Genomic DNA, 25,377 nt, shown 5'->3' with positions numbered 1-25,377 from the left:
TGCGCTGACTGAAAAATCGCTATCGTCGGATCGCCGCCCGGGGCAAGCCCGCTCCCACAGTTTTCAGGATGAATTGGAGGTCGGGTTAAACGGCAGTCATCAAGCCGTGCCTACGATGATGCACGTCGAGCTGATCCTTGATCACCCGCAGCACCTTGGCTTCGTGTTCATGAATGAAAAAGTGCCCGCCGGCCAGCATGTCCACCGAGAAGCTGCCCCGGGTTTCCTTGCTCCAGCCGATCAATTGCTCGGTGGTGGCCTTGTCGGCCTTGCCGCCGAGCACATGGACCGGGCAGTTGAGCAGCGGCCGCTGCAACGGCTGGAATTTGCCGCAGAGCAGGAAATCGGCGCGCAGGATCGGCAGCGTCAGGCTCATCAGCTCCTGATTGGCCAGCACTTCCTCGCTGGTGCCGTTGAGCGTGCGCAGTTGATCGATCAGCTCGGCGTCGGTCTTCGGCTCGGCAAAGCCGCGGTCGTAGTCGGCGCGCAACGTCGGCGCCGCCGTGCCCGAGGCGAACAGCGCCACCGGTTCCGGGCAACCCAGTGCGCGCAGGGCGTGAGCGATTTCGCAGGCCAGCAAAGCGCCTAGGCTGTGACCGAACAATGCGTAAGGGGCCTTGAGTGTCGGGTGCAGCTCCCTGGCCAATTGCATGGCCAGCGCACGCATGTCGGTGTGCAGCGGTTCGCCGAAGCGGGCGCCGCGTCCCGGCAACTCTACCGGTTGCAATTGCAGCCACTGCGGCAGCTTCGGCCGCCAGCGGCTGTAGACCATGGCACTGGCGCCGGAGTACGGCAGGCACAGCAGGGTCAACTTGGTCACCACGCTTCCCTCGGAAAATATCTCTTCAAAGGGTACGGATTGCTGCTTCGGCAAATTAGTCGGCATTTCGTAAATTTCCATTACAAATGCTCGTTAACCGTTCAGACCAAAACAACAACGAGGATTCACCGTGGACCTGCAGACCATCCTGGGCAAGCTGTTCGCCAATGCCGGCGCGGTCGGTATCGAAGGCGTTTTCCAATTCCTGCTGGGGTCACAGGCGTTCTGGTCCGAGGTCAGCGCGAGCAGCCGCACCGAAGCCGGTCGCCATGCCAGCCCCGACGTGACCATCGAAGTCGCCGAGCAGGACTTTCTCGGAATCATGGCCGGCATCGCCAACGTCGAGGAACTGTTTGCCAGCGGTCGCCTGAAGATCAGCGGCAACATGGGCCTGGCGACGATGCTGCCGCAGATCATCGACCACGCTCGCCGGGGTGCGGCGCCGGTGGAAAAGGTCGACATGAACAAGCGGTATCCGACGCCGCCGCGCTTCAGCGAAAAACTCACCGCCAGCCTGCCCCCGCAAACCATCGTCGAACGGCGACCGCGCAGCGAGTTGTCGCTGATCGAATTCGAGAGTCGTTACTTGCCCAATGGTGTTCCGGTGGTGATCAGCAATGCCTTGCAGGACTGGCCGCTGTTCAAGCTCAGCCGCGAAGAGTCGCTGGTGCATTTCGCCGAACTGCAAGGCATCACCCGTCACGGCGACTACGTGAAGAAGACGTTCTCGACCGAACGGGATTTCCGCTCCACGTCGATGGCCGATTTCATCGCCTCGCTGGACAGCCCGGCGGTCAAAGGCGCGGATGGAGAGCCACCGGCCTACATGGGCAACAACATTCTGCCGGCAGCGCTGATGCAGCAGATTCAGTACCCGCCCTACTTCGACGCTTCGCTGTTCATCCCGCCGCGCATCTGGATCGGCCCCAAAGGCACGTTGACCCCGTTGCACCGCGATGACACCGACAACCTGTTCGCCCAGGTCTGGGGCCAAAAGAAGTTCACCCTCGCCGCACCGCATCATCGTGAAGCGCTGGGTACCTGGTCCACCGCACCCGAGGGTGGCCTGGACGGCTGCGACTTCAACCCTGATGCGCCGGACTATGAGCGTTTCCCCAAGGCTCGCGACGTGACCTTCCTGCGGGTGACGCTGGAGGCCGGCGACCTGTTGTTTCTGCCGGAAGGCTGGTTCCATCAGGTGGAATCGGTGTCGACTTCGCTGTCCGTGAATTTCTGGGTGAACTCTGGCCGGGGCTGGTAACTCGTTCACTTGAGGTGACGGAAACTCTGCACCGCCGAACACAGCACCACCGCCCCGGCGGCAATGGCCAGCCAGAAGCCGCTGCGGGCACCGAACGCATCCACCAGTGCGCCGGAGCCGGCGGCACCGATGGCCACACCGATGCTCAGGCCGGTCACCAGCCAGGTCAGGCCTTCGGTGAGTTTCGCTGGCGGTACGATGCGTTCGATCAACGCCATCGCCACGATCAGGGTTGGCGAGAAAAACAGCCCCGCAATGAACACCGCCACGGACAACCCGAAGATGTTGGTCGCCAGCAACAGCGGTAGCGTGGTCACCGCCGTCGCCAACCCGCCATACAGAAACAGGCGCGGCAACGGCAGTTTCGAGCGCATCGCACCGAACGCGATACCGGCCAGGCAGGAACCGATGGCATACACCGACAACACGATACTCGCCGCTGCCGGTTGCCCTTGCTGCTGGGCAAACGCGACGCTGACCACATCGACCACGCCGACGATCATGCCCATGGCGACCATCAACAGCAGCAGCCACTGCACGTCGGTCGAACGAATGATCGAGCCTTGATGCTCTGATTCGTGCGGATGTACCGGCGGCTCGGTGCCGCGCTGGGCAACAAACGCCGTGACGCCGATCGCCAGCATCAACAGCGCTGCCAGGGGCCCGGCCTCGGGGAACACACCGACGCACAGCCCGACTGACAACGGCGGGCCGACGATAAAGCAGACTTCGTCGAGCACAGACTCCAGCGCATAAGCGGTCTGCAATTGCGGCTGGCCGCGATAGATTTCCGTCCAGCGCGCCCGCACCATCGCCGACATGCTCGGCATGCAACCGGCCAGCGCGGCGCAGATGAACAGCGTCCAGGTTGGCGCCTGCAAACGGGTGCACAGCAGCAACATCAGCAACGCCCCGCCACCGATCAGCGCCGACACCGGCAAGATTCGCCCCTGACCGTAACGGTCCACCAGCCGAGACACCTGCGGCGCGCAGAACGCCGTGGCCAAGGCAAAGGTCGCCGCCACCCCGCCTGCCAGCGCGTAGCCGCCAGTCAATTGCGAGAGCATGGTGATCACGCCGATGCCGGTCATGGAAATCGGCATGCGCGCGATCATCCCGGCCATCACAAAGGCCCGGGCGCCGGGGGCGTTGAACAGTTCGCGGTAAGGGTTTGCCATCGGTTACAGCCTCATCAGGGGCGGCCAACTTGCCACAAAGCCTGACGGCCGGGAAAGCGCGCAATTGTTGGTGGAATGTGAAGTCCCCAATGCGTGCAAGGCCAATCGCTGCGGCGCGAAGCTGTCGATCATTTCATGTACGCGGATGAACTCTCGCCACCGGCCGCCAGTCAGCTAAGTAAGCCCTCAACCCAAGGCGCGACCCTGCATGCAGATTTCCCTCGCTCGTCAGGTGGCACTGGTCACCGGCGCCAGTTCCGGCATCGGCCACGGCGCCGCCAAAGCTCTGGCCGCCGCCGGTGCCGCTGTCGTCATCAACTACAACCGCCAGGCCGAGCCCGCCGAAGCGCTGGCCCGGCAGATCGTCGCCGACGGTGGCAAGGCCATTGCCATTGGCGCGGACGTCTCGAAGGAAGAGGACGTGGAGCGACTGTTCCAGCAGACCCTCGACGCCTTTGGAACGCTGGACATCCTGGTGGCCAATTCCGGTCTGCAAAAAGACGCGGCAGCTGTGGATATGTCGCTGGCCGACTGGAACGCGGTAATCGGCGTCAACCTTACCGGCCAGTTCCTCTGCGCCCGCGCCGCGCTGCGGATCTTCAATCGCCAGGGCGTGCGCGAGGGCGTGTCCCGGGCTGCCGGCAAGATCATTCACATGAGTTCCGTGCATCAGCGCATTCCGTGGGCCGGGCATGTGAACTACGCGGCATCCAAGGGTGGCGTCGATCAATTGATGCAGACCCTGGCCCAGGAAGTCAGCCACCAGCGCATCCGCATCAACGGCATCGCGCCGGGGGCAATTCGCACGGCGATCAATAAAGACGCCACCGAGGGCGATGCCGGGCAAGCCCTGCTCAAACTCATCCCTTACGGGCGCATCGGTGATGTCGAGGACGTGGCCAACGCGGTGGTGTTCCTCGCCTCCGATGCCTCTGACTACATCGTCGGCACCACCCTGTTCATCGACGGCGGCATGAGCCTCTATCCGGAGTTCCGTGGCAATGGCTGAGCATCCTTGCGAACGACAAAGCCCCATCGACGCCCACGGCATCATTGGCGACCTGCGCAGCGCCGCGCTGGTCAATGACAAGGGCAGCGTGGATTTCTTCTGCTGGCCGGAATTCGACAGCCCGTCGATCTTCTGCTCGCTGCTGGACACGCCCGACGCGGGGATTTTCCAGTTGGCCCCGGACCTGCCCGATGCCCGGCGCGAACAGATTTACCTGCCGGACACCAACGTCCTGCAAACCCGCTGGCTCAGCGACCACGCCGTGGTGGAAATCACCGATCTGCTGCCCATCGGCGACAACGACGATGCCTTGCCGCTGTTGATGCGCCGGGTGCGGGTGGTCAGCGGAGAAGCGACATTCAACCTGCGCTGCGCCGTTCGGCACGACTACGCCCGGGCTGAAACCCGCGCCATAACCGATAAAAAGGATGTGCTGTTCAGCGCCAGCGGGCAGCCGACACTGCGACTGGCCTCGGATCAAGCCTTGAGCGTCGATGACGCTGCGGCGGTCGGGCAATTCACCCTCAAGCAAGATGAAACAGCGGCGTTCATGCTCGGCGCCAGCGACGATCCGCGCTTTGCCGAAGGTGCCGCGCAACTGTGCATCGAACGCACGCTGAAGTTCTGGCGCGACTGGATCGGTCAGTCCAACTATCGCGGCCGCTGGCGGGAGATGGTCAACCGTTCGGCCCTCGCCCTGAAGCTCCTGACCTCGCGCCAGCACGGCGCAATCCTCGCCGCCGCCACCTTCGGCCTGCCGGAAACGCCCGGCGGCGAACGCAACTGGGACTATCGCTACACCTGGATCCGCGACGCCTCGTTCACCGTCTACGCCTTCATGCGCCTGGGCTTTGTCGACGAAGCCAACGCCTACATGCGCTGGCTGCGCGGGCGGGTCAGCGATTGCAGCGGCCAGTCGATGAAACTCAACATCCTCTACGCCATCGACGGCCGCCAGGAGTTGCCGGAAACCGAACTCACGCATTTGTCCGGCCATGGCGGGGCAAAACCGGTACGCATCGGCAATGGCGCCTACGACCAGATTCAACTGGATATCTTCGGCGAACTGATGGACGCCGTTTATCTGGTCAACAAGTACGGCGACGCGATTTCCCACGAAGGCTGGAAACATGTGATGGAAGTGGTCGATCAGGTCTGTGAGACCTGGCAGACCAAGGACGTAGGCATCTGGGAAATGCGCGGTGAGCAACATCACTTCCTGCATTCGCGGCTGATGTGCTGGGTGGCGCTGGACCGCGCCATCCGTCTGGCCTCGAAACGCTCTCTGCCGGCGCCTTTCGCTCGCTGGGACCAGACCCGGCAGGCGATTCATGCCGACATCTGGGACAACTTCTGGAACGCAGAGCTTGGGCATTTCGTGCAATACCAGGGTGGCACGGCGCTGGATGGCTCGATGTTGCTGATGCCGCTGGTGCGCTTCGTCAGCGCCAAGGATCCGAAATGGCTCGCGACCCTGGAAGCCATCGAGAAGCATCTGGTGCGTGACGGCATGGTTTATCGCTATCGCAATGACGATGCCGGGATCGACGGCTTGTCTGGCACCGAAGGCGCCTTCGCCGCGTGCTCGTTCTGGTACGTCGAATGCCTGGCCCGCGCCGGGCAAGTGGAAAAGGCCCACCTGGAATTCGAGCAACTGCTGCGTTACGCCAATCCGCTGGGGTTGTACGCGGAGGAATTCGACAACCGGGGCCGGCATCTGGGCAACACGCCACAGGCGTTGACGCATCTGGCGCTGATCAGTGCGGCGAGTTTTCTCGATCGCAAGTTGAGTGGGGAGAAGAATTACTGGCAGCCGTAGTCGTCCTTTTTCGATAGAGCCTGTAAGAAAGATCTCAAGTCCAATCGCCGTTTGTAGGATGGGCACCTACGAACGGCAAACACCCCCAACTCTTGCGGTTGAAGGGCTGGCCTGCGAAATCGATTCCTTTCGATACAACTTGTTGATGGCACGGCCTACAACAACCTGCCAGACCCCGTGTAACGCTTGGCCCGCAACTCGCACTTACACCCCGAAATACCTTGTTGCCAGCTGTTACATCCCCCCCTACCATCCACCGCAACGGGCACAGCGGAGCTGTCCAATAAAAACCCGATTCAAGGAACCAGAATGAGCCAACGCATCCACCGCCCCATCGATTCCCCATTGAGGTCTGGCCTGACCCGCGACGAACTGTGGGAAGCCGCCGACAAGGGCCTGATCAAATGCTGGGAAATCGGCCGCCAGCGCGCCACCCGCTTCCCCGACCTCGCCCAACGCTGCCGCGCCGATGAATTGCCGGTACTCGGCTGGAAAGGTGGCGTGAGTCGCAGCCTGAAGAAAAACGAAAAATACGGATCGCTGAAATACCTCGCCCAGTGGCAAGGGTTGCGCGGGGAAGATCTGGATATCGACCTGGGTGTAGAGCGAGTCATGACCTGCTCGCGGACTAAGATGGTGGTGACGTTTACGCCGGACCGGAGCAAGTATTTCAATCAGGTGGCGGAAGCCGAGGTGTAAGGAGATTTTCCATGGCCCGTGCCGAAATCCGATTCAGCCAAACCCCAAGCCTGACCATCGGCTATGAGCATCACGGCCCGGAAAACGGCACGCCGGTCATCCTGCTCCACGGCTTCCCCTACTCCGTCCGCGCCTATGACGAAATTGCTCCGCCTCTCGCCGCCAAGGGTTACCGGGTGATCGTGCCGTACCTGCGTGGCTACGGGCCGACCCGCTTCAATAGCCCGGACACGCTGCGCTCCGGCCAGCAAGCGGCGCTGGCGCAGGATCTGCTGGACCTGATGGATGCGTTGGGTATCGAGCAAGCGACGTTGTGCGGTTATGACTGGGGCGGTCGGGCAGCGTGCATTGTGGCGGCGTTGTATCCCGAGCGTGTGCGCGGTTTAGTGACGGGCGACGGCTACAACCTGCAAGACATTCCGCATTCGATCCAGCCGCTGGATCCCGAGACCGAGCATCGCTTCTGGTATCAGTATTACTTCCACACGCCTCGTGGCGTTGAAGGGCTGACGCAGAATCGTCGGGCGCTGTGTGAGTTGCTATGGCAGTTGTGGTCACCTACCTGGGCGCGGAACGCCGAGCGTTATCCGCTGAGCGCACCGGCGTTCGACAACCCGGATTTCGTCGAGGTGGTGATTCACTCCTACCGTCATCGCTTCATGTATGCGCCGGGGGATCCGAAGCTGGAATGGATGGAGCAGGCGCTGGTGAAACAACCGGCGATCAACGTTCCGACAATTTCGCTGTGCGGTGCTGATGATGGCGTCGGCCCGGCGCCGGCGGACGATGAAGATGCGCAGCACTTCAGCGGGCCTTATGAGCGGCGGGTGCTGTCGGGTGTCGGGCACAACATTCCGGAAGAAGCTCCGGACGAGACGCTCAAGGCATTACTGGATCTGCTCCAGCACTGACCGAAAACCGCTCCCGATAAGCCTGCGGCGTCACACCCATAGCCCGCAGGAAACAGCGTCTTAACGTCTCTTCACTGCCAAACCCACAATTGGCCGCCACCCGTTTGACCGGCAAACCTGTATCACTCAGCAACCGGCGGGCGGTTTCGACGCGGATCAGTTCGATGGCCCGGGCCGGGGTCTGGCCGGTGTCGGCGCGGTAGTGGCGCACGAAACTGCGTTCGCTCATGCCGGCCTGTTCGGCGAGGGTCGGGATGCCCAGATCGCAGGTCAGGTGTTCGGCGATCCACGCGTGTAATTCATCGAAGCGGTTGCCCTGTTTTTGCAGCGACAGCGTCACGCTGAATTGCGACTGCCCGCCCGGGCGCTTGAGGAACACCACCAGTTGCCGGGCGACGTCCAGGGCCATGTCGCGGCCGAGGTCGTCTTCGACCATGGCCAGTGCCAGGTCGATGCCGGCGGTGACGCCCGCCGAGGTCCAGACCGGCCCGTCGTTGATGAAGATCGGATTGGGCTCGACCTGCAAGCGCGGGTGCTGCTGCGCCAGTTGTTCGCAACGGGTCCAGTGGGTGACGACCCGGCGACCGTCGAGCCAGCCGCTGGCGGCCAGCAGAAATGCGCCGGTGCACACCGAAGCCACGCGCCGGCATCCGTTGGCGTGTTCACGCACCCAACTCACTAACTCAGTGTCTTCGGCAGCGGCGTAAACGCCCCAGCCGCCGGCGATGATCAGGGTATCGCTGGGCTGTTTCGGCAGAGGTTCGACCAACATCGCCAACCCGGCCGAAGAGTTCACCGCCCCACCACCGCTGGCAATCACCGTTGGCGCGTAAGGCGCAGGCAGACCCTGTTGGCGGGCAATGTCGTTGGCTGAGGCAAATACCTGCAACGGCCCGGTGACATCAAGCAGTTGCACATTGGCGAATGCGAGGACGTGGATGGTTTTAGGCATTTGGCGTAATTCGTGGGCTTATTGGCGTATGCGCCAAAACCTACGCGCCTACAGTGAAGCCGTCCACCCCTTTTCACGGAGAAGAATCATGGCGTTGCAGATCGGTTTTCTGTTGTTTCCCCAAGTGCAGCAACTCGACCTGACCGGCCCGTACGACGTGCTGGCCTCGTTGCCGGACGTGCAGGTGCATCTGGTCTGGAAGGATCTGGTGCCGGTCACCGCCAGCACCGGGCTGGTGCTGAAACCGACCACCACCTTCGAGGACTGCCCGGCTCTGGACGTGATCTGCGTTCCCGGTGGCGCCGGGGTCGGGCCGTTGATGGAGGACGAGCAGACGCTGGCGTTCATCAAGGCGCAAGCCGCGCAGGCGCGTTATGTGACGTCGGTGTGCACCGGTTCGCTGGTGCTCGGGGCGGCGGGTCTGTTGCAGGGCAAACGGGCGACCACACACTGGGCTTATCACGATTTGCTGCCGACTCTGGGCGCGATCCCGGTGAAGGATCGGGTGGTGCGCGACGGCAATCTGTTCACCGGGGGTGGCATTACCGCCGGGATCGATTTTGCCCTGACCCTGGCGCAGGAACTGGTCGGCGTCGACACGGCGCAACTGGTGCAGTTGCAACTGGAATATGCGCCGGCGCCGCCGTTTGATTCGGGCAGCCCGGAGACGGCGCCGAGTGCGGTTGTCGAAGAGGCACGCAAGCGTGCGGCGCCTTCGCTGAAGTTGCGTACTGAAATCACCGAACGCGCGGCGGCGAAACTCAACCTGCGCTGATCTCCAGCCAAAAACAAAATCCCTGGTGGAATATAAATCCCCTGTGGGAGCGGGCTTGCTCGCGAATGCGGTGTGTCAGCTAACAGATTTGCTGAATGTTACAACGCCTTCGCGAGCAAGCCCGCTCCCACATTGGGATTTGTGTTTGGCCAATGGCTTTGTTGTTGTCCCGGTTTCTTGCCACACCTTCACTTGTCCACTCGCCCCCACCCGTGTAGAAAGCCTGTCCACAAATCGTGCACAAGGACTTTCCATGACAGCTCTGCCATGGCTCTATCTCGGGCTTCTCAGCCTTGGTTACGGATTGGCGCTGAGCTTCGGCCAGCTCGGCTGGCTGGCGCTGATCTCCATCGCACTGTTGCTGTTCGCCGGTTACGCGGTGCGCCAGCAAACCGTGCCGGTCGGGCGTTTTCTCGGCCATGGCCTGTTTATCGTGCTGGCTCTGGCGCTGGCCATGCACTGGCTGCCGGGCTTCTACAACGGGCGGGCCATCCCGGCGCAGCGTTTTACTGACAACGCCGTGCCGTTCTCGATGTTCGTGAATCTCGACAAACCGCTGATTGGTTTCTGGCTGCTACTGGCCTGCCCGTGGATCGTCGCGCGGCGCTCATTGCGCCTGACGGTCTACGCCACCGCGCTGGCACTGACGTTGAGCGTGATTCTGGCCCTCGGTGGCGCGGTGTTGCTGGGCATGATCACCTGGGCACCGAAATGGCCGGATCAGGCGTGGCTGTGGGTGTTGAACAACCTGCTGCTGGTGACGCTGGTCGAAGAGGCGCTGTTTCGCGGCTATATACAGGGCGGCCTGAGCCGGCATTTCAAACACCTGCCCTACGGCGAAAACCTCGCGCTGTTGCTCGCGTCCCTGCTGTTCGGTCTGGTGCATGTGGGCGCCGGCTGGCAATGGGTGTTGCTGGCGGGCCTGGCGGGTGTCGGCTATGGTCTGGCCTACCGTTTTGGCGGGCTCGGCGCGGCGATCATGACGCACTTTGGTCTGAACCTGCTGCACTTCGGCCTGTTCACCTATCCGATGCTCGCGGGTTGAAGCAAGCCCCGTTTTGCGACGCCGTACTTATAAATGAAAAAAAACTTCAACAAATCGCCGACCCCGCCGACAACCTTTCAAAGCCTTGCGGATTGAAAAACCATGCGTAATAACCAGCCCATTACACAACGCGAACGGACTTTCCCGGCTCAGCAGCGGTTGATTTCCACAACCGACGCCAAAGGCGTGATCACCTACTGCAACGACGCATTCGTCGAAATCAGCGGGTTTTCGCGTGAGGAACTGATCCGTGCGCCGCACAACCTGGTTCGTCACCCTGACGTGCCGGCGGCGGTGTTTTCGCACATGTGGGGCACACTGAAACAAGGCTTGCCATGGATGGGCATTGTCAAGAATCGCTGCAAGACCGGTGACCATTACTGGGTTAACGCCTATGTAACACCGGTGTTCGACGGCAATCAGGTGGTCGGTTACGAGTCGGTGCGGGTCAAGCCGTCCGCCGAACAGATCCGCCGTGCCGAAGCGCTCTACCAACGCATCAACCAGGGCAAGTCGGCGATTCCTTCGAGCGACAAATGGCTGCCGATCGTGCAGGACTGGCTGCCGTTCATTCTGGTCAGCCAGTTGAGCTTCATGATCGGCGCCACCCTGAACTCGCAGTGGGGCTTCGCCCTCGCCGCCGGTCTGTCGGTGCCGCTGGGCCTGCTGGGCCTGCAATGGCAACAACGCGGGCTCAAGCGTCTGCTGCGCCTGGCCGAGCAGACCACGTCCGACCCGCTGATCGCGCAGATGTACACCGACAGCCGTGGTGCCCAGGCCCGTCTGGAAATGTCGATCCTCAGCCAGGAAGCCCGCCTGAAAACCTGCCTGACCCGTCTGCAGGACACCGCCGAGCACCTGACCGATCAGGCCAAACAGTCCGACAGTCTGGCGCACAACAGCTCCATCGGCCTGGAACGCCAGCGCGTGGAAACCGAACAGGTCGCCACCGCCGTCAACCAGATGGCCGCCACCACGCAAGAAGTGGCCAGCCACGTACAACGCACCGCCGACGCCACCCAGGAAGCCAATCGCCTGACCGGTCGCGGCCGCGACATCGCTGGTGAAACCCGCGAAGCCATCCAGCGTCTGTCGGTCGTCGTCGGCGAAACCGGCCTGACCGTCACCCAACTGGCCAAGGACAGCGACGAAATCGGCGGCGTGGTCGACGTGATCAAAGGCATCGCCGACCAGACCAACCTGCTCGCCCTCAACGCCGCGATCGAAGCCGCGCGTGCCGGCGAGATGGGCCGTGGTTTTGCCGTGGTGGCCGACGAAGTCCGCCAACTGGCACAACGCACCAGCGAATCCACCGGCCAGATCCACGCCCTGATCGCCAAGTTGCAACAGACTGCATCCAGCGCCGTACAAACCATGGAAGCCGGCCATCGCCAGGCGGAAGAAGGTGTGGCGCGGGTACTGGAAGCAGACCAAGCTCTGGTGGGTATCAGCGAGGCGGTGGCCAACATCACCGACATGACCACCCAGATCGCCGCCGCGACCGAAGAGCAAAGTGCCGTGGCTGAAGAAATCAGCCGCAACATCAGCAACATCTCGGAACTGGCGGACCAGACCTCGGAACAGGCGCATAACTCGGCGTTGCTGAGTGAAGAGCTGACGAAGACGGCTAATACGCAGTATTCGTTGGTGGAGCGGTTTAACCGCTGATTGGATGGTTGATACGAAAAACCCGGATAGCGAGAGCTTCCGGGTTTTTTTATTGCCTGTCTGAAATGGATGTGGCCAGCACCGCCCTCTTCGTGGGCAAGCCCACTCCCACAGGGTTTCGCATTGGCCACAAAATCTCGCAACACCACCACCCATTGTGGGAGCGGGCTTGCCCGCGAAGAGGCCATAGCAGCGAGCGAAATTATTGCGGCAATTTCAGCCTGTCCAGCAGTCGATTCACCAGCAGCTCGTTCAACATGATCAGCTGTTGCAGCGCCAGCAGCGGTTTGCGTTCCGGGCCTTTCACCGAGTTGGCGATATTGCCGGCCATGGCATTGGCTGACGACAGTGATTCACTGGCTTCGACGAGCAGCGTTTCGTCATCGAGCGTGGGATCGACCATGTAGATAGGACGGGCCTTGGGCGGGAAGTACTTCGGGATTTCGGGGCCGAGGTAAAAGTCGAGTGCGCGGTCGGCGGCTTCTTTTGTCTTTTGGGACTCAAGCTCGGGGTCGTTGGAGATTGGATCGGTTTCTGGTGGGTTGGGTGTGGCTTTGAACATAGATTTAACTCCAGTTTCGAATGTTTAGGAGCCATCACCCTCGCTACCAAACGAAGGGTGGTGGCCATACGCGGGTTGGTAGACCGGTCGAAACGGGAAACCCGGCGCTCACAAAGGAGCCCCGCGCATGCCCACCATAAAAAACTGAGCCCCAAACAAGGGACTGCATATGGTGACGCCATACGACGGTTTCGAAGCGGGCTACCAAACCCGATCACTGTTTTTTCAGTGACAGGGAAACGATATAGCCCTTTCCAAACCGCGTAAGCCGGCGGATTCTGGCGTACGCGTAGGTAACGACGCAAGGTGTTGTAGCCCTTATGGCGTAACGGTTCGTGTACTTTAAACGTGTTCACGCGATCGTGTTTATGTGCTGGAAATGCTGGGATTGGGGGAGCTTTCAGTTTTTGTGGTGTGTCAGTGAAATCTTCCCCCTCACCCTAGCCCTCTCCCCGAGGGAGAGGGGACTGACCGAGGTGTTTGGGTGAGGTGCGCCAACATGAAATACCGAGATGAACGCACACTTGAAAGCTCCCCATTCGGCTCCCTCTCCTAGGGGAGAGGGCTGGGGTGAGGGGTAGGCTCGACACTGAAACCAAGCCGTTCGCCAAACCACTCAACACGATGAGCGTTAGCTCGAGTGCCGCTTTTGATCTGCGGGCGACGTCGGAAGGCTGAGTGGAGGGATTCATCCGGGGGTGGGAGCGCAGCGACCGTTTGGCGAAGCCAAACACATCGAGAGGAGGTGCAGCGAAGCAAACCGTAGGCGATGCCCCCCGGATGAATCCCGGAGCGAAGGAACCCCGAGCTTTAGCGAGCGGGCCGAACGTAGGAGCAAGCATTTTTTTGCTTACTTTTTTTAGGCGTTTGTAAAAAAAGTGAGTCGCCGTCAGGGCGAAACCCTAAGCAGCCATAACCGCAGCAACGGATATGCCCACCGTCCAGGTTCTTTAATCACCAGACCGGAAACAAGCACATTTGATACTAGTCGCCTAGCTGTCAGGTATGACAGTAGACGCTCATCTTGAAGAAGGCATATCAAGTGCCTGGCTATCTATTAAAAGAACGCCAATCACCCTTCATGAAAAAGGAATTCCAGATGAGCAGTCATACTATTTTTATCCCTCAAGCCAACAGCCCTGTGATCTTCGCAAATAAGTTCTTCTGGAAATTTGGGAGCAATCCCGAAGTGGAAGCTGAACGATCCCTGTTTTATCTGGCTGAGCATCCGATAACGGGTGAACGAGGTTGGTCAATCTCAGGAGCGATCGGATCAATTTCGCTCAGAAACTACTTCGCCTACAGCATGCTTATCCCGTACGAGAATGACGCCCCTATCAATGCCACCTACACACTCGATGACAAATTGAGCTTCAAACACAGCCATTCGAGTCCCGCGCCGGAAGGCTTTGAGGGCTTTACTACAGTCGATGCCAATAAAGCCATCCTGACCATAAAACTCGATCCCTCCAGAGGAATCGCAGTGGGTACTTTTGAAGCGAACTTCAAGAGTCATGGCTATCGGACACAGCCCATCGGACGTTTTAACCTGGTGATCAGTGAATAACGTCTCCAGTCTCGTGCATAAAAGGATGTGCCCGGCCCTTACCCAAGGTGCGGGCTACACCTGAAGAAACCCGGCAACTTTCCCCGCAGCCGAAGCCAAATGCTGCTCATGGGTAAACCCGGAAACCTTGAGCGGCTTCAAATCATGATCCCCAGAGGCCAACCAAAACACCTCAATGCTCGGCGATAAATCGTAAGCCTCGACAGCGTCCCGATTGCCAAGAGCATCCCGCTCCCCCTGAACAATCAACGTCCGAGTCTTCAACCCAGCCAGATGTTCGACCCGTGGTTTCTCCGGTTTCCCAACCGCATAAAACGGATACCCCAGACAAACCAACGCATCAGCGCCAAGCTCATCAGCCAGCAAACTTGCCATCCGCCCCCCCATCGACTTCCCGCCAATCGCGAGCGGCCCAGCGACATGAAGTCGCACCAAGCCATAAACCTCACGCCAACATTCCAGCAACTTCGGCGCCGGATTCGGCGGGCGTTTACTGCCATCAACCCGCCGCTGCGCCATATAAGGAAACTCAAACCGCAACACGTTCACACCCAGCCCGGCAAGGCGCCCAGCCATATCGTTCATCCAGTCACTGTCCATCGGCGCCCCCGCCCCATGCGCCAGGATCAGCGTCGCGGAAGCCTCCCCAACAGCCGCATCCCAAAGCCACCCGTGATCCCGCAGGCACTGCGCCCATTGATCCCCGTCAATACTGGCCTTGTGCTGTTTGTCCATGCTTGCCTCGCTTTTAGTCTGCCTATAACTCCAGGCGAAGGACGCGCTGTTGGCGCTCACTTCGGCTGAACCGTGGATGGGGAACCATGAACACTTCTATCAGTACCGCCTACAACTACAAGGTGGTCCGCCAATTCGCCATTATGACGGTGGTGTGGGGCATCGTCGGCATGGGGCTCGGGGTTTTTCTCGCGGCTCAATTGGTCTGGCCCGAACTCAACTTCAACCTGCCGTGGACCAGCTTCGGACGCCTGCGCCCGCTGCACACCAACGCGGTGATCTTCGCGTTCGGCGGCTGTGCCTTGTTCGCCAGTTCGTTCTACTCGGTGCAGCGCACCTGCCAGACACAACTGTTCGCACCAAAAATCGCCGCGTTCTGCTTCTGGGGCTGGCAGCTTGTGATTCTATTGGCGGCCATCAGCCTGCCGTTGGGTTACACCAGCTCCAAGGAATACGCCGAGCTGGAATGGCCGATCGACATCCTGATCACCATCGTCTGGGTCGCCTACGCCATCGTGTTCTTCGGCACGATCATGCAGCGCAAGACCAAGCACATTTATGTGGGCAACTGGTTCTTCGGCGCGTTCATCATCACCGTGGCGATTCTGCATATCGTCAACAACCTTGAGTTGCCGGTGAGCTTCACCAAGTCCTACTCGGTGTACGCCGGTGCGACCGACGCGATGGTGCAATGGTGGTACGGCCACAACGCCGTAGGCTTTTTCCTCACCGCCGGTTTCCTCGGGATGATGTACTACTTCGTGCCGAAACAGGCCGAACGTCCGGTGTATTCGTATCGCCTGTCGATCGTGCATTTCTGGGCGCTGATCACCCTGTACATCTGGGCCGGCCCGCACCACTTGCACTACACCGCGCTGCCGGACTGGGCGCAATCGCTGGGCATGGTGATGTCGCTGGTTCTGCTGGCACCGAGCTGGGGCGGCATGATCAACGGCATGATGACCCTCTCGGGCGCCTGGCATAAGTTGCGCAGCGACCCGATCCTGCGCTTCCTGGTGGTGTCGCTGGCGTTCTACGGCATGTCGACCTTCGAAGGTCCGATGATGGCGATCAAGACGGTAAACGCCCTCTCCCACTACACCGACTGGACCATCGGCCACGTACACGCCGGTGCGCTCGGCTGGGTGGCGATGATTTCCATCGGCGCGCTGTACCACATGATCCCGAAAATCTTCGGCAAAGAGCAGATGCACAGCATCGGCCTGATCAACGCGCACTTCTGGCTCGCGACCATCGGCACCGTGCTCTACATCGCTTCGATGTGGGTCAACGGCATTGCACAAGGCCTGATGTGGCGTGCGGTGAACGAGGACGGCACGCTGACCTACTCCTTCGTCGAAACCCTGGTGGCCAGCCACCCAGGCTTCGTCGTGCGGCTGATTGGTGGGGCGATCTTCCTCAGCGGCATGTTCCTGATGGCTTACAACACCTGGCGCACCGTGCGGGCCTCGCAGCCTGCTGACGTCGTTGCTGCCGCGCAGATGGCCTGAGGAGTCCGCCATGAAACACGAAACGATTGAAAAGAACGTCGGCCTGCTGATGCTGCTGATGGTGTTCGCCGTGAGCATCGGCGGCCTGACCCAGATCGTCCCGCTGTTCTTCCAGGACGTGACCAACAAACCGGTGGAAGGCATGAAGCCCTACACCGCGCTGCAACTGGAAGGCCGCGACATCTACATCCGCGAAGGCTGCGTCGGCTGCCACTCGCAGATGATCCGGCCGTTCCGCGCCGAAACCGAACGCTACGGCCACTACTCGGTGGCCGGTGAAAGCGTGTGGGATCACCCGTTCCTGTGGGGCTCCAAGCGTACTGGTCCGGACCTGGCCCGGGTTGGCGCGCGCTACTCGGATGACTGGCACCGCGCGCACTTGTACAACCCGCGCAACGTCGTACCGGAATCGAAAATGCCGGCCTACCCATGGCTGGTCACCCAACCGGTCGACAGCAGCCACACCGAAACCAAGCTCAAGGTCATGCGCACCCTCGGCGTGCCGTACACCGACGACGACATCAGCGGCGCGGTGGCCAGCCTCAAGGGCAAGACCGAAATGGACGCCCTCGTCTCCTACCTGCAAGTGCTCGGCACTGCGATCAAGAGCAAGAGGTGAGCCCGATGGTCATTGAAATGAGCGCGGGGCTGATTCGCGGCCTCGGCACGGTCGTGGTGTTCGTGGCCTTCGTCGGCCTGACCCTGTGGGTGTTCAACCGCAAGCGCACGCCGGAATTCGCCGAAGCGCGCCTGCTGCCGTTTGCCGACGAGCCGCAACCCGACCCAACCCCTGCAACTGAAACAAGGAGTACCCGGCCATGACCACCTTCTGGAGTACGTGGATCTGCGTACTGACCATCGGCAGCCTGATCGGCCTGACCTGGCTGCTGGTCGGCACCCGTCGGGGCGAGACCAAGGGCAGCGTCGACCAGACCATGGGCCACAGCTTCGACGGCATCGAGGAGTACGACAACCCGCTGCCGCAGTGGTGGTTCATGCTGTTCGCCGGCACGCTGGTGTTTTCCGTGGGCTATCTGATCCTTTACCCGGGCCTGGGCAACTGGAAAGGCATCCTGCCCGGCTACGAGGACGGCTGGACCGGCGTTCACGAGTGGGAAAAGGAAATGAGCAAGGCCGACGCCAAGTTCGGGCCGATCTTCGCCAAATTCGCCGCGATGCCGGTGGAAGAAGTAGCGAAGGATCCGCAGGCGCTGAAAATGGGTGGCCGTCTGTTCGCCTCCAACTGCTCGGTGTGCCACGGCTCGGACGCCAAGGGCGCCTTCGGCTTCCCTAACCTCGCCGACCAGGACTGGCGCTGGGGCGGCAGCGCCGAAACCATCAAGACCACCATCATGGGTGGCCGGATGGCGGCGATGCCGGCGTGGGGCGAGTCGCTCGGTGAGGCGGGTGTGAAAAACGTCGCGGCCTACGTGCGTCACGAACTGGCCGGGCTGCCACTGCCGGCGGACAACAAGGCCGACCTGCAAGCGGGACAGCAAACGTTCAGCACCATGTGCGTAGCCTGTCATGGGGCAACCGGCCAGGGCACTGAAGCCATGGGTGCGCCGAATCTGACGCACCCGGCCGGATTTATCTATGGCACCAGCCTGACCCAGCTTGAGCAGACCATTCGCCATGGTCGTCAGGGTCACATGCCGGCTCAGAACGAGCTGCTGGGCAACGATAAAGTGCAATTGCTGGCCGCTTATGTGTACAGCTTGAGTCACGGATTGAATACAGAAAAACTGATTACCGAAGACAACAAACAGTAATCATTGAGCACAACACTGCCGCACGTTTCCAGTGCGGCAGTTTCCAGCCTCTTTGCGACGCATTGTCGCACCCCTTCACCCCCTCTCCTTTCGGTTCCCCGGATTCGGGTCTACGCTTGCTCGATGCGGACTGGCCCGTGCCGGTTCCAGGTCGACCCTGAGCGAGGCGTTGAACGAATCGGCTGACTGACATGGCCGCAAAGGCCGGTAGATACCGGCTGTCGTGCCGATTACCGTCCGTCACCCGAACCGAACGTTCGAACACACCCCGTTACATCCGACCGGGACCCCTCACTTTTTTCGTTCGCTGCGACATTTTGCCCGAGGGCAATTTTGTCCTTACGCGGCGCATGGAAAGGCCGCAGAATCAGCGTTGGAAAGCATTGACCCAGGTCATGGCGCGTTGCATTGACCCCCTGCTTTCTACATACTTGCGGCCGATTTTAATCCTAATAAAACACCCAAACCGTGGAACCTTAGAATGAGCACAGCAATCAGTCCGACTGCTTATAACTATAAGGTAGTCCGCCAGTTCGCCATCATGACGGTGGTCTGGGGGATCCTTGGCATGGGGCTCGGTGTCTTCATCGCCTCGCAACTGGTCTGGCCGGAGTTGAACTTCGGTCTGCCGTGGACGAGCTTTGGACGCCTGCGCCCGTTGCACACAAACCTGGTGATTTTCGCCTTCGGTGGTTGTGCACTGTTTGCCACTTCCTACTATGTCGTGCAGCGAACCTGCCAGACGCGACTGATTTCCGACAGCCTCGCAGCCTTCACCTTCTGGGGATGGCAAGCGGTGATCGTCGGCGCGATCATTACCTTGCCGCTGGGTTACACCACTACCAAGGAATACGCGGAACTGGAATGGCCTCTCGCCATTTTGCTGGCCATTGTCTGGGTCACCTACGGTCTGGTGTTCTTCGGCACCATCACCAAGCGCAAGACCAAACACATCTACGTGGGTAACTGGTTCTACGGCGCATTCATCGTCGTGACGGCGATGCTGCACATCGTCAACCACGCTTCCCTGCCGGTCAGCTTCTTCAAGTCCTACTCGGCCTACGCCGGGGCGACCGACGCGATGATCCAGTGGTGGTACGGCCACAACGCCGTGGGCTTCTTCCTGACCACCGGCTTCCTGGGGATGATGTACTACTTCGTGCCAAAACAGGCCGAACGTCCGATCTACTCCTATCGCCTGTCGATCGTGCACTTCTGGGCACTGATCACCCTGTACATCTGGGCCGGTCCGCACCACCTGCACTACACCGCACTGCCGGACTGGGCACAATCGCTGGGCATGGCCATGTCGATCATCCTGCTGGCGCCAAGCTGGGGCGGCATGATCAACGGCATGATGACCCTGTCGGGCGCCTGGCATAAGCTGCGCACCGACCCGATCCTGCGCTTCCTCGTGGTATCGCTGGCGTTCTACGGCATGTCGACCTTCGAAGGTCCGATGATGGCGATCAAGACCGTCAACTCGCTCTCGCACTACACCGACTGGACCATCGGCCACGTACACGCCGGCGCGCTCGGCTGGGTGGCGATGATCTCGATCGGCGCGATCTACCACATGATCCCGAAACTGTTCGGCCGCGCGCAGATGCACAGCGTCGGTCTGATCAACGCGCACTTCTGGCTCGCGACCATCGGTACCGTGCTGTACATCGCTTCGATGTGGGTCAACGGCATCACTCAAGGCCTGATGTGGCGTGCAATCAACGACGACGGCACCCTCACCTACTCGTTCGTCGAAGCGCTGCAGGCCAGCCACCCTGGCTACATCGTCCGCGCCCTGGGCGGTGCGTTCTTCGCCAGCGGCATGCTGTTGATGGCCTACAACGTGTGGCGCACCGTTCGCGCCTCGGACCCGGCTGAAGCTGAAGCCGCCGCCAAGATCGCCGTAGTTGGAGCTCACTGATGAAGCATGAAGCTGTCGAGAAGAATATTGGCCTGCTGGCCTTCTTCATGGTCATCGCCGTCAGCGTCGGTGGCCTGACTCAAATCGTTCCGCTGTTCTTCCAGGACGTCACCAACAAGCCGGTCGAAGGCATGAAGCCGCGCACTGCCCTGGAACTGGAAGGCCGCGACATTTACATCGCCAACGGTTGTGTCGGCTGCCACTCGCAGATGATCCGTCCGTTCCGCGCTGAAACCGAACGCTACGGCCACTACTCGGTTGCCGGTGAAAGCGTCTGGGACCACCCGTTCCTGTGGGGTTCCAAGCGTACCGGTCCGGACCTGGCCCGTGTCGGCGGTCGTTACTCCGATGACTGGCACCGTGCGCACTTGTACAACCCGCGCAACGTCGTGCCCGAGTCGAAAATGCCGGCTTACCCGTTCCTCGTGGAAAACAAGCTCGACGGCAAAGACACAGCCAAGAAAATGGAAGTGTTGCGCACGCTCGGCGTCCCTTACACCGACGAAGACATCGCCGGTGCAAAAGATGCTGTGAAGGGTAAAACCGAAATGGACGCGCTGGTGGCCTATCTGCAAGGCCTGGGCACCATCATCAAAAGCAAACGGTGATTCTTAATGGATATCGGGATGATTCGAGGCCTGGGCACCGTTGTCGTGATGGTTGCCTTCATCGGTCTGGCTTTGTGGGTGTTCAGCCCCAAGCGCAAGTCGGAGTTTGAAGACGCGACCTTGCTGCCCTTCGCGGATGATCCCGAAGCCATCAAGCACGTCGAGCAAGCTTCTAGGAGTAACAAAGAATGACTACATTCTGGAGTCTGTACGTCACAGTCCTCAGTCTCGGTACGATCTTTTCCCTGACCTGGCTGTTGCTGTCGACCCGCAAGGGTCAGCGCGCCGAGCAGACCGACGAGACGGTCGGCCACTCCTTCGACGGGATCGAGGAGTACGACAACCCGCTGCCGAAATGGTGGTTCATGCTGTTCGTGGGCACCATCGTGTTCGCGCTGGGTTATCTGGTGCTGTACCCGGGCCTGGGCAACTGGAAAGGTCTGTTGCCGGGCTACAACTACCTCGATAACGACAAGCAGACCGCGTTCGCCAACGGCCAGACCGGCTGGACCGGCGTTCACGAGTGGGAAAAGGAAATGGCTCGCTCGGACGCCAAGTTCGGTCCGATCTTCGCCAAGTTCGCCGCCATGCCGATCGAGGAAGTGGCCAAGGATCCGCAAGCCCTGAAGATGGGGGGCCGTCTGTTCGCCTCCAACTGCTCGGTCTGCCACGGTTCCGACGCCAAGGGCGCTTATGGCTTCCCTAACCTGACCGACGCCGACTGGCGCTGGGGCGGTGAGCCGGAAACCATCAAGACCACCATCATGGGCGGTCGTCACGCCGTGATGCCAGCCTGGGCTCAAGTGATCGGTGAGCAAGGCGTAGCCGACGTGGCGGCTTTCGTGCTGACCAACCTCGATGGCCGCAAGCTGCCGGAAGGCACCAAGGCAGATCCGGCCAATGGCCAGAAACTGTTCGCCGCCAACTGCGTGGCCTGCCACGGTCCGGAAGGTAAAGGCACGCCAGCCATGGGCGCGCCCAACCTGACTCACCCGGCCGCGTTCATCTACGGTTCGAGCTTCGCGCAACTGCAGCAGACCATCCGTTACGGCCGTCAGGGCCAGATGCCTGCCCAGGAACAACTGCAAGGCAACGACAAGGTTCACCTGCTGGCGGCGTACGTTTACAGCCTGTCCCATGGTGAAAAACCAGCGGAAGCCGAGGCCCAGTAAGGCCAACGCCTGAAGCAAAAAAACGGCCCCGCCAATGAGAATTGGCGGGGCCGTCTTGTTTCTGCCTTTTGAATGCCCGACCAGCGGTCAGGCTCGTCAGGCCTTCCCGGTTGTGAGACGAGGCATGCGGTAGTAACGTTGCTACATATCTTTTTCAGGAGAGGTCGCAATGATGGCCATCACCACCATTTCCAGCCGCGAATTCAATCAGGACACAAGCAGTGCCAAAAAAGCCGCGCGCAATGGGCCGGTTATCATCACGGATCGTGGCAAGCCCGCCCACGTACTGCTAAGCATTGAGGAGTACGAAAAACTCACCGGCCTCAACGCGAGCATCGTAGATCTGCTGGTCATGCCTGAAGCGGCAGACATCGAGTTCGAAACCGAGCGTGCCGTGATCACTCACCGCCCCGTGGATCTGTCCTGAATGTATTTGCTCGACACCAATGTAATTTCCGAATTGCGCAAACCCCAGGCCGACAAGAACGTTGTCGCCTGGGCCAGAACCGTCATCTCCCCTCGCATGTTTATCTCGGCCATTACACTGAAGGAACTGGAGACCGGCGTCCTTCGCATAGAGCGCCGTGATCCGGCTCAGGGAAAAATTCTGCGCACCTGGCTCAAGCGCCACGTGATGCCAGCCTTCGATGCGCGAATCCTGCCGGTCGATGCGGCTGTCGCCCTGCGCTGCGCGCGCATTCATGTGCCGGATCAGGCCAATGAAAGCGATGCGCTGATCGCGGCAACGGCGCTGGTCCATGGGTTGACAGTGGTCACTCGCAACACCGGTGACTTTGAATCCAGCGGCGTTGCGTTGATCAATCCGTGGGACAGCAGAAATGCCGACACCTTTTGATTTTGTCCCGACGCCAGCCAAGAGGGTCCGGTTTGCGAACAACGCACGCCGAAAACCCGTCCATACTTAGCAAGTCAATTGATCTGCATCATGCTTTGTTACATTCGCTACACCATTCGTGATTTTTCCCCAACGCGACCAAAGGTCGCACCCGTTCGTCGGTATGACAGGCGTATCATTGCGCCACTGCAACACCCCTTTTTGACCCCGGCCGGCACGTATCGACCGAGGCATTTTTCCACTGCCGTGGGATGCAATGATGAGTAATCAGATTCCGGTACACGACGTCACGCCACCCAGCAAGAACGCGAACAACAGCGTCGATCTTTACGCCTCTCGAGAAAAAATCTACACCCGTGCTTTCACCGGCCTGTTCCGCAATCTGCGGATGATGGGCGGCGCGGCGCTGTTCCTGTTGTATTTCGGTACGGTCTGGCTGAACTGGGGCGGCCATCAGGCCGTGTGGTGGAACCTGCCGGAACGCAAGTTCTTCATCTTCGGCGCGACCTTCTGGCCGCAGGACTTCATTCTGCTCTCGGGCCTGCTGATCATTGCCGCGTTCGGCCTGTTCTTCATCACCGTGTACGCCGGTCGGGTCTGGTGCGGTTACACCTGCCCACAAAGCGTGTGGACGTGGATTTTCATGTGGTGCGAAAAAGTCACCGAAGGCGACCGCAACCAGCGCATCAAACTCGACAAGGCGCCGATGAGCGCCAACAAGTTCCTGCGTAAATTTTCCAAGCATGCGCTGTGGCTCTTGATCGGCTTCGTCACCGGCATGACTTTCGTCGGCTACTTCTCGCCGATCCGCGAACTGGTGTTCGAATTCTTCACCGGGCAAGCCGATGGCTGGTCGTATTTCTGGGTCGGCTTCTTCACCCTCGCCACTTACGGCAACGCCGGCTGGTTGCGCGAGCAGGTGTGCATCTACATGTGCCCGTATGCACGCTTCCAGAGCGTGATGTTCGACAAGGACACGCTGATTGTTTCCTATGATCCGCGTCGCGGCGAAAGCCGTGGCCCGCGCAAGAAAGGCGTCGACTACAAGGCTCAGGGCCTGGGCGACTGCATCGATTGCACCATGTGCGTCCAGGTCTGCCCGACCGGCATCGACATCCGCGACGGCCTGCAGATCGAGTGCATCGGCTGCGCCGCGTGCATCGACGCCTGTGACAGCATCATGGACAAGATGGACTACCCGCGCGGGCTCATCAGCTACACCACTGAACACAACCTGTCCGGACAGAAGACCCATAAACTGCGTCCACGGCTGATCGGCTATGCCGTGGTGCTGCTGGCGATGATCAGTCTGTTGGTAACGGCATTCTTCATGCGTTCGCTGGTGGGCTTCGACGTCAGCAAGGACCGCGTGCTGTACCGCGAAAACGCCGAAGGCCGGATCGAAAACGTCTACAGCCTGAAGATCATGAACAAAGATCAGCGCGACCACACCTATGTGCTGGAAGCCGCCGGTCTGCCGGACCTGCGCCTGCAAGGCAAGCGCGAGATCAAGGTGCCCGCCGGGGAAATCTTCAGCATGCCGGTCGAACTGTCGAGTGCACCCGAACAACTGCCGTCGAGCACCAACGAGGTGAAATTCATCCTCAAGGATGCCGATGACGACAATGTCCACGTTGAAGCCAAGAGCCGGTTCATCGGCCCACAAAATCGTTGAGAGAACTGAACATGCCCGCAGCAAACGCCGCAAGCCCTTGGTACAAGCATCTCTGGCCATGGATCATCATCGGGATTCTGGCCTGCTCGGTGACCCTGACGCTGTCCATGGTGACCATCGCGGTGAACAACCCGGACAACTTGGTCAATGACAACTACTACGAGGCCGGCAAGGGCATCAACCGCTCGCTGGATCGTGAAATGCTCGCGCAGAACCTGAAGATGCGCGCCAACGTGCATCTGGATGACGTCACCGGCGAAGTTGATCTGCGCCTGAGTGGCAACAGCCAGCCGAAGACCCTTGAGCTGAACCTGATCTCGCCGACCCAGCCGGACAAGGATCGCAAGATCGTCCTGACCCGCAGCGAAACCGAAACCGGCCGCTACATTGGCCAGTTGACCGACAAGGTCGAAGGCCGGCGCTTTGTGGAGCTGCTGGGTTCGCAGGACGATCACGTGTGGCGGATGTTCGAAGAAGAAGTGGTCAGCCATGACAAGGATTTATTGCTGGGTGATGAGCCGCTGCAAGGCGCTGAAGACCTGAAGAAGTAAGCAGCCTGCAAGTGCCCCCTCACCCTAGCCCTCTCCCCCAGGAGAGGGGACTGATCTCGGGTGTTTGCAGACTTGATGTACGCCAGTGACGATTGCGCTGACTGAACCCATTTATCCGGCCCACATCAATCGGCCCCCTCTCCCGCGGGAGAGGGCACTGATCTCGGGCGTTTGCATAATCGATGTATGCCAGTGACGATACCGCTGACTGAACCCATTTTTCCGGCCCACATCAATCGGCTCCCTCTCCCCCGGGAGAGGGCACTGATCTCGGGCGTTTGCATAATCGATGTATGCCAGTGACGAT

26 protein-coding genes are annotated in these 25,377 nt (G+C 60.4%); 21 read left to right on the top strand and 5 right to left on the bottom strand.

The features are described 5' to 3' along the window. Positions 1-85: 85 nt before the first annotated feature. Positions 86-823, bottom strand: coding sequence for a thioesterase II family protein (locus ACW9HX_RS26130; protein WP_457382807.1), 738 nt, complete (start codon positions 821-823; stop codon positions 86-88). Between the two features lie 127 nt (positions 824-950). Here ACW9HX_RS26130 and ACW9HX_RS26125 point away from each other — a divergent pair, with 127 nt between their 5' ends. Continuing rightward, on the top strand, positions 951-2,081 hold the full coding sequence (locus ACW9HX_RS26125; protein WP_457382806.1) for a cupin-like domain-containing protein: 1,131 nt from the start codon (positions 951-953) through the stop codon (positions 2,079-2,081). Positions 2,082-2,086: 5 nt separating this feature from the next. Here ACW9HX_RS26125 and ACW9HX_RS26120 read toward each other — a convergent pair whose 3' ends face one another. Then, positions 2,087-3,259 (bottom strand): MFS transporter, encoded by a 1,173-nt coding sequence (locus ACW9HX_RS26120; protein ID WP_457382805.1) that lies wholly within the window; start codon positions 3,257-3,259, stop codon positions 2,087-2,089. A 208-nt stretch (positions 3,260-3,467) separates the two neighbouring features. Here ACW9HX_RS26120 and ACW9HX_RS26115 point away from each other — a divergent pair, with 208 nt between their 5' ends. The 4 genes from ACW9HX_RS26115 to ACW9HX_RS26100 all read left to right on the top strand — a co-directional run bounded on the left by ACW9HX_RS26115 (position 3,468) and on the right by ACW9HX_RS26100 (position 7,697). Beyond that, on the top strand, positions 3,468-4,268 hold the full coding sequence (locus tag ACW9HX_RS26115) for a glucose 1-dehydrogenase (RefSeq protein WP_457382804.1): 801 nt from the start codon (positions 3,468-3,470) through the stop codon (positions 4,266-4,268). Next, on the top strand, positions 4,261-6,087 hold the full coding sequence (locus ACW9HX_RS26110; RefSeq protein WP_457382803.1) for a glycoside hydrolase family 15 protein: 1,827 nt from the start codon (positions 4,261-4,263) through the stop codon (positions 6,085-6,087). Before ACW9HX_RS26115 ends, ACW9HX_RS26110 begins: the two co-directional genes overlap by 8 nt. A gap of 309 nt (positions 6,088-6,396) precedes the next feature. After that, on the top strand, positions 6,397-6,786 hold the full coding sequence (locus ACW9HX_RS26105) for a hypothetical protein (protein ID WP_457382802.1): 390 nt from the start codon (positions 6,397-6,399) through the stop codon (positions 6,784-6,786). An 11-nt stretch (positions 6,787-6,797) separates the two neighbouring features. Further along, on the top strand, positions 6,798-7,697 hold the full coding sequence (locus ACW9HX_RS26100; RefSeq protein ID WP_457382801.1) for an alpha/beta fold hydrolase: 900 nt from the start codon (positions 6,798-6,800) through the stop codon (positions 7,695-7,697). Here the strand turns inward: ACW9HX_RS26100 and ACW9HX_RS26095 are convergent. Further along, positions 7,666-8,649: a GlxA family transcriptional regulator gene (locus ACW9HX_RS26095; RefSeq protein ID WP_457382800.1), complete on the bottom strand. Its 984-nt coding sequence runs from the start codon at positions 8,647-8,649 to the stop codon at positions 7,666-7,668. The two genes, ACW9HX_RS26100 and ACW9HX_RS26095, sit on opposite strands and share 32 nt — an antisense overlap. 88 nt (positions 8,650-8,737) lie before the next feature. Here ACW9HX_RS26095 and inhA point away from each other — a divergent pair, with 88 nt between their 5' ends. The 3 genes from inhA (at position 8,738) to ACW9HX_RS26080 (ending at position 12,137) form a co-directional block, all read left to right on the top strand. Beyond that, the gene (gene inhA / locus ACW9HX_RS26090; protein WP_443525169.1) at positions 8,738-9,424 is read left to right on the top strand and encodes an isonitrile hydratase; all 687 of its coding nucleotides are present in this window, start codon (positions 8,738-8,740) and stop codon (positions 9,422-9,424) included. Between the two features lie 253 nt (positions 9,425-9,677). Further along, on the top strand, positions 9,678-10,469 hold the full coding sequence (locus ACW9HX_RS26085) for a CPBP family intramembrane glutamic endopeptidase (RefSeq protein ID WP_457382799.1): 792 nt from the start codon (positions 9,678-9,680) through the stop codon (positions 10,467-10,469). Positions 10,470-10,571: 102 nt separating this feature from the next. Further along, on the top strand, positions 10,572-12,137 hold the full coding sequence (locus ACW9HX_RS26080; protein ID WP_457382798.1) for a methyl-accepting chemotaxis protein: 1,566 nt from the start codon (positions 10,572-10,574) through the stop codon (positions 12,135-12,137). A 202-nt stretch (positions 12,138-12,339) separates the two neighbouring features. On the opposite strand, the gene ACW9HX_RS26075 is transcribed toward ACW9HX_RS26080, so the two are convergent. After that, complete coding sequence (locus tag ACW9HX_RS26075) at positions 12,340-12,699, bottom strand: DUF6124 family protein (RefSeq protein WP_457382797.1); 360 nt, start codon at positions 12,697-12,699, stop codon at positions 12,340-12,342. Positions 12,700-13,798: 1,099 nt separating this feature from the next. Between ACW9HX_RS26075 and ACW9HX_RS26070 the strand changes: the two genes are divergently transcribed. Then, complete coding sequence (locus tag ACW9HX_RS26070; protein WP_457382796.1) at positions 13,799-14,266, top strand: hypothetical protein; 468 nt, start codon at positions 13,799-13,801, stop codon at positions 14,264-14,266. A 54-nt stretch (positions 14,267-14,320) separates the two neighbouring features. On the opposite strand, the gene ACW9HX_RS26065 is transcribed toward ACW9HX_RS26070, so the two are convergent. Next, positions 14,321-15,001, bottom strand: coding sequence for an alpha/beta family hydrolase (locus ACW9HX_RS26065; RefSeq protein ID WP_457382795.1), 681 nt, complete (start codon positions 14,999-15,001; stop codon positions 14,321-14,323). An 86-nt stretch (positions 15,002-15,087) separates the two neighbouring features. Here ACW9HX_RS26065 and ccoN (ACW9HX_RS26060) point away from each other — a divergent pair, with 86 nt between their 5' ends. The 12 genes from ccoN (ACW9HX_RS26060) to ACW9HX_RS26005 all read left to right on the top strand — a co-directional run bounded on the left by ccoN (ACW9HX_RS26060) (position 15,088) and on the right by ACW9HX_RS26005 (position 25,070). Further along, complete coding sequence (ccoN, locus tag ACW9HX_RS26060) at positions 15,088-16,512, top strand: cytochrome-c oxidase, cbb3-type subunit I (protein ID WP_007960356.1); 1,425 nt, start codon at positions 15,088-15,090, stop codon at positions 16,510-16,512. A 10-nt stretch (positions 16,513-16,522) separates the two neighbouring features. After that, positions 16,523-17,131, top strand: coding sequence for a cytochrome-c oxidase, cbb3-type subunit II (gene ccoO, locus ACW9HX_RS26055; RefSeq protein WP_007960355.1), 609 nt, complete (start codon positions 16,523-16,525; stop codon positions 17,129-17,131). Between the two features lie 5 nt (positions 17,132-17,136). Beyond that, positions 17,137-17,334 carry a cbb3-type cytochrome oxidase subunit 3 gene (locus tag ACW9HX_RS26050; protein WP_457382794.1) on the top strand — a complete coding sequence of 66 codons (198 nt, stop codon included), beginning with the start codon at positions 17,137-17,139 and terminating at the stop codon, positions 17,332-17,334. After that, a complete protein-coding gene (gene ccoP / locus ACW9HX_RS26045) occupies positions 17,331-18,284 on the top strand; it encodes a cytochrome-c oxidase, cbb3-type subunit III (RefSeq protein WP_457382793.1) in 954 nt (317 codons plus the stop codon). The genes ACW9HX_RS26050 and ccoP (ACW9HX_RS26045) overlap by 4 nt, the downstream gene beginning before the upstream one ends. A 481-nt stretch (positions 18,285-18,765) precedes the next feature. Continuing rightward, positions 18,766-20,208, top strand: coding sequence for a cytochrome-c oxidase, cbb3-type subunit I (gene ccoN / locus ACW9HX_RS26040; protein ID WP_085732424.1), 1,443 nt, complete (start codon positions 18,766-18,768; stop codon positions 20,206-20,208). Continuing rightward, entirely contained in the window at positions 20,208-20,816 is a 609-nt protein-coding gene (ccoO, locus tag ACW9HX_RS26035; protein ID WP_129391555.1) for a cytochrome-c oxidase, cbb3-type subunit II, read from the top strand. The genes ccoN (ACW9HX_RS26040) and ccoO (ACW9HX_RS26035) overlap by 1 nt, the downstream gene beginning before the upstream one ends. 6 nt (positions 20,817-20,822) lie before the next feature. Further along, positions 20,823-21,008, top strand: coding sequence for a CcoQ/FixQ family Cbb3-type cytochrome c oxidase assembly chaperone (locus ACW9HX_RS26030; protein WP_003175465.1), 186 nt, complete (start codon positions 20,823-20,825; stop codon positions 21,006-21,008). Next, positions 21,005-21,988 (top strand): cytochrome-c oxidase, cbb3-type subunit III, encoded by a 984-nt coding sequence (gene ccoP / locus ACW9HX_RS26025; protein WP_457382792.1) that lies wholly within the window; start codon positions 21,005-21,007, stop codon positions 21,986-21,988. The genes ACW9HX_RS26030 and ccoP (ACW9HX_RS26025) overlap by 4 nt, the downstream gene beginning before the upstream one ends. Before the next feature lie 172 nt (positions 21,989-22,160). Further along, the gene (locus ACW9HX_RS26020; protein ID WP_039770179.1) at positions 22,161-22,415 is read left to right on the top strand and encodes a type II toxin-antitoxin system Phd/YefM family antitoxin; all 255 of its coding nucleotides are present in this window, start codon (positions 22,161-22,163) and stop codon (positions 22,413-22,415) included. Beyond that, positions 22,416-22,844 carry a PIN domain-containing protein gene (locus ACW9HX_RS26015; RefSeq protein ID WP_457382791.1) on the top strand — a complete coding sequence of 143 codons (429 nt, stop codon included), beginning with the start codon at positions 22,416-22,418 and terminating at the stop codon, positions 22,842-22,844. Between the two features lie 259 nt (positions 22,845-23,103). Further along, positions 23,104-24,519 (top strand): cytochrome c oxidase accessory protein CcoG, encoded by a 1,416-nt coding sequence (gene ccoG, locus ACW9HX_RS26010; RefSeq protein WP_457382790.1) that lies wholly within the window; start codon positions 23,104-23,106, stop codon positions 24,517-24,519. Between the two features lie 11 nt (positions 24,520-24,530). Continuing rightward, positions 24,531-25,070: a FixH family protein gene (locus ACW9HX_RS26005; RefSeq protein WP_457382789.1), complete on the top strand. Its 540-nt coding sequence runs from the start codon at positions 24,531-24,533 to the stop codon at positions 25,068-25,070. Positions 25,071-25,377 lie beyond the last annotated feature (307 nt).

Source organism: Pseudomonas sp. SDO52101_S400, from assembly GCF_054071635.1.
Note: the sequence above shows the minus strand (reverse complement) of the source record. Positions and strands in the feature narration are given on the sequence as shown.